Genomic DNA, 2,718 nt, shown 5'->3' on the forward strand with positions numbered 1-2,718 from the left:
GGTTCCGTGGCCTCCGCCTCCTCCCGCGCAACCGGCTGACGACAGCACCGCCTGACGGAGCACCGGAGAGAGCGTGTCGTGAGCGCTCGGCCGGCTCCGGCGGGGAACCGTCCCGATCATCTCCTCGTGCAGCGCGTGGTGCCCCTTCGGGCATCACGCCGGCGGCCTTCGGGGTGGTGAAGGCCACTCCTCCGGTGCACCCGAGTTCCACGAATGGCGGGAGGCGATGGCGGTCACCCCCCTACGGCTGTCAGCGTGTCGCGGTGGAGGTCCAGCGGGGACCGCCCGGCGTGTCCTCGACCAGCACTCCGCCGTTGAGCAGCGCGGCGCGCAGCGCGTCCGCGAGGTCGTAGCGCTCCTGCCGGCGCAGCTCGCCGCGGAGCGCGAGCACGGCTTCGACCAGGCAGCCGACCCCGCCTCGCGAGTTCGGGGTCCGTGCCATCGCGCCCAGCTTCGCGATCAACAGCCGCAGGCTGTCCCGGGCGTGCTCGACCCCGCCCTCGTCCTCCTCGGTGTCGGCGCCCCAGCGGGTGACCTCGGCTTCCAGGTCGAGCACGGCCCGGGTCGCGCCGTCGGCGTCATGCTCGGCCAGCGCGGCGGCGAAGCGCTCCTCGCATGAGCGGGTCACCTCCTCCAGGGTGATCTGGCGGGGAGCCGGTGAGGTGACCTGCGGCGTCACGGCGGCCGCCGCCGTCTCGCCCCGGGCCAGGCGGCGGATCTCGTCCAGGTCCGTGCCGGTGCCTGCGGGCAGGACCGCCTGAGAACCGGGCCGTCGGATCGTCACGCGGCCCCGGCCGGCCACCAGCACCTCCTCGGTGCCCAGGTCGACGATCAGCGCGGTGTGCTCGTCGATGCCCAGGACGGCGGCACCCGGCGGCAGCTCGGGTTCCATCCGGGCCAGCCGCCGCTCACCGAGGTAGCAGTAGCGGGTGTCGTGGGTGCCGCCTTCGGTGTTGTCGTAGTGCGGGATGACCGCCACCTGAAGATCGAGGTTACCCAGCAGGTCCAGGCCCGGGCGCCAGTGGGGTTCGGCGCCCACCTTGTAGATCTCGTACACCGGCACCGTCGCCACGCCCGCCGTGCAGGCCGCGGCGGAGGCCAGCACCGTCGCCCCCTCCCGTGCCCGGACGCGAGCACGCAGGTCGCCGCCCACCGGTGTCCGCGTCCACCGGTCGAGGGCGAAGGTGGGACTGCCCGGCCCGCAGAACACCCAGTCGGCCCCGCCGACCTCGCCACCGACCTCGACCGCCAGGCCGACGCTGCGGGCGAAGTATCCCCGGGCCCGCGCGGAGATGTCCGCGGCGTTCTCCTGGAACGCGTACGGGGTGTCGAGCAGCACCGCCCGCGGCGCGGCACCCAGCCGGTGAACGACGGAGCGATGCACCTCGACCATCGTCGGGCTCGTCTCGCCCGACCCCATGAGCACCAGCACCCCAGGCCGACCCGGCATCGAGCCCCCACCTCTCTATCGCCCCGCGCCAAACTACGCACAGAAAGGCTCCGGCGGCAATGACCATTACTGCCGGAAAAATGCTGTTGCATAATTAATGCAACAGTGCGCCGGACGACGGGACATCATGTGAACGAGCGGCTCGACCACCTCGTGCCGGTATCGGTGGAGATCCTGTTGCTGCGGGCCGATTCGGCGGGTACATGGCACTACCGGCGCCAGGTGACGTCGCTGGCCAGGGGCGAGAGCCCGGATCAGGCGGTCCGCCGCGCCTGCGGCCTCACCGCCGAGGCGACGGCCACGGTGGTGCACTCCACCAGCTGGCGCTACCAGCCCGAAGGCCAGGTCGTGCTGACCTACGCCGTCTGCCCCGATCCCGCACCCCACCTCCCGGCGGTCGCACCGGCGGATCTCCGGATCGCCAGAGGATCCTCCCCCTCGACACCGTCGCCCGAGCGCCTCCAGGTCGAGAACGTGGTCGCCCACGCCCTGCGGCACCTGTCCTTCCTCCTGCTGACCGACCCGGTCGTGGGTGAGACTCTCCGCCGTGACCCGGCTCTGGCCGCCGGGCTGGAAGTCCTTGGGCCCGACGGCTCCGGGCTCGACGGCCTGCCGCTCGCCGTCGCCGGGAGGCTCGACCCCCGCCGGCACTGAGAACCGGTCTTGCGGAAGCGGCTGACGGAGATCGGCTACGGGCCTGATCAGGTTCTGCCCTCGCGGTGCGAGGCGGGCCAGGACGGCGGTCTGCGCATGATCAGGCGGGTCGCGCCGGCCTGCTCGTGCAGCATGACCGACCGCCACCCCCGCCTGCGGTACAGGCCCAGCGCCGTGGTCGCGGCCGAGTGGGTGGTGAGCCACGCCGGTCCATCACCTTTCATGGCGAGGACGCTGTCGTGGAGGGCGGCCCCGAGGCCACGGCCGCGGCAGTGCGGGAGCACGCCCAGCTCGCGGAGGGTGAAGTCGTCGTGGGGCTGCCCGCAGGTCAGGGTCGCCAGCCGTGAGCAGCTCACCCCGTAGGCGAAGCCGCACACCTCGTCCTCGCCGTCGCCGTCCACGGCGATGGCGAGGGCGAACCCCAGTCGGTGGCTGTCGGCCAGCAGGCGGGCCGCGACCCCGCGCGCCGACGGGTACGGCTCACACCATGGCGGCCGGGTGAACACCTGCCCGCCCACGTCGGCCACGGCTGGAAGGAACGGCCGTACCTGGCCGGCGCGGACGAGCCGGATCTCATGACGCGCGGCGCCCGCCGCACCGGCCGCCCGGTGGGC

The 2,718-nt window shown here is 73.2% G+C and carries 3 protein-coding genes; 1 reads left to right on the forward strand and 2 read right to left on the reverse strand.

Annotated elements, in window-relative coordinates:
* Positions 1 to 250: 250 nt before the first annotated feature.
* Positions 251 to 1,450, reverse strand: coding sequence for a hypothetical protein (locus tag ABT130_RS47360; protein WP_350966462.1), 1,200 nt, complete (start codon positions 1,448 to 1,450; stop codon positions 251 to 253).
* Between the two features lie 129 nt (positions 1,451 to 1,579).
* Between ABT130_RS47360 and ABT130_RS47365 the strand changes: the two genes are divergently transcribed.
* Positions 1,580 to 2,104 (forward strand): hypothetical protein, encoded by a 525-nt coding sequence (locus tag ABT130_RS47365; protein WP_350966463.1) that lies wholly within the window; start codon positions 1,580 to 1,582, stop codon positions 2,102 to 2,104.
* Between the two features lie 47 nt (positions 2,105 to 2,151).
* Here ABT130_RS47365 and ABT130_RS47370 read toward each other — a convergent pair.
* Positions 2,152 to 2,718 (reverse strand): GNAT family N-acetyltransferase (locus tag ABT130_RS47370; protein WP_350966464.1); only part of this gene is annotated, 567 nt, incomplete at its 5' end.

The sequence above is a fragment of the Streptosporangium sp. NPDC001681 genome (assembly GCF_040298085.1).
Taxonomy (GTDB): domain Bacteria; phylum Actinomycetota; class Actinomycetes; order Streptosporangiales; family Streptosporangiaceae; genus Streptosporangium.

Bases quoted from the DNA above. Each gene is read 5' to 3' on its own strand.
- ABT130_RS47360 (WP_350966462.1), bottom strand. From the start codon at position 1,450: ATGCCGGGTCGGCCTGGGGTGCTGGTGCTCATGGGGTCGGGCGAGACG.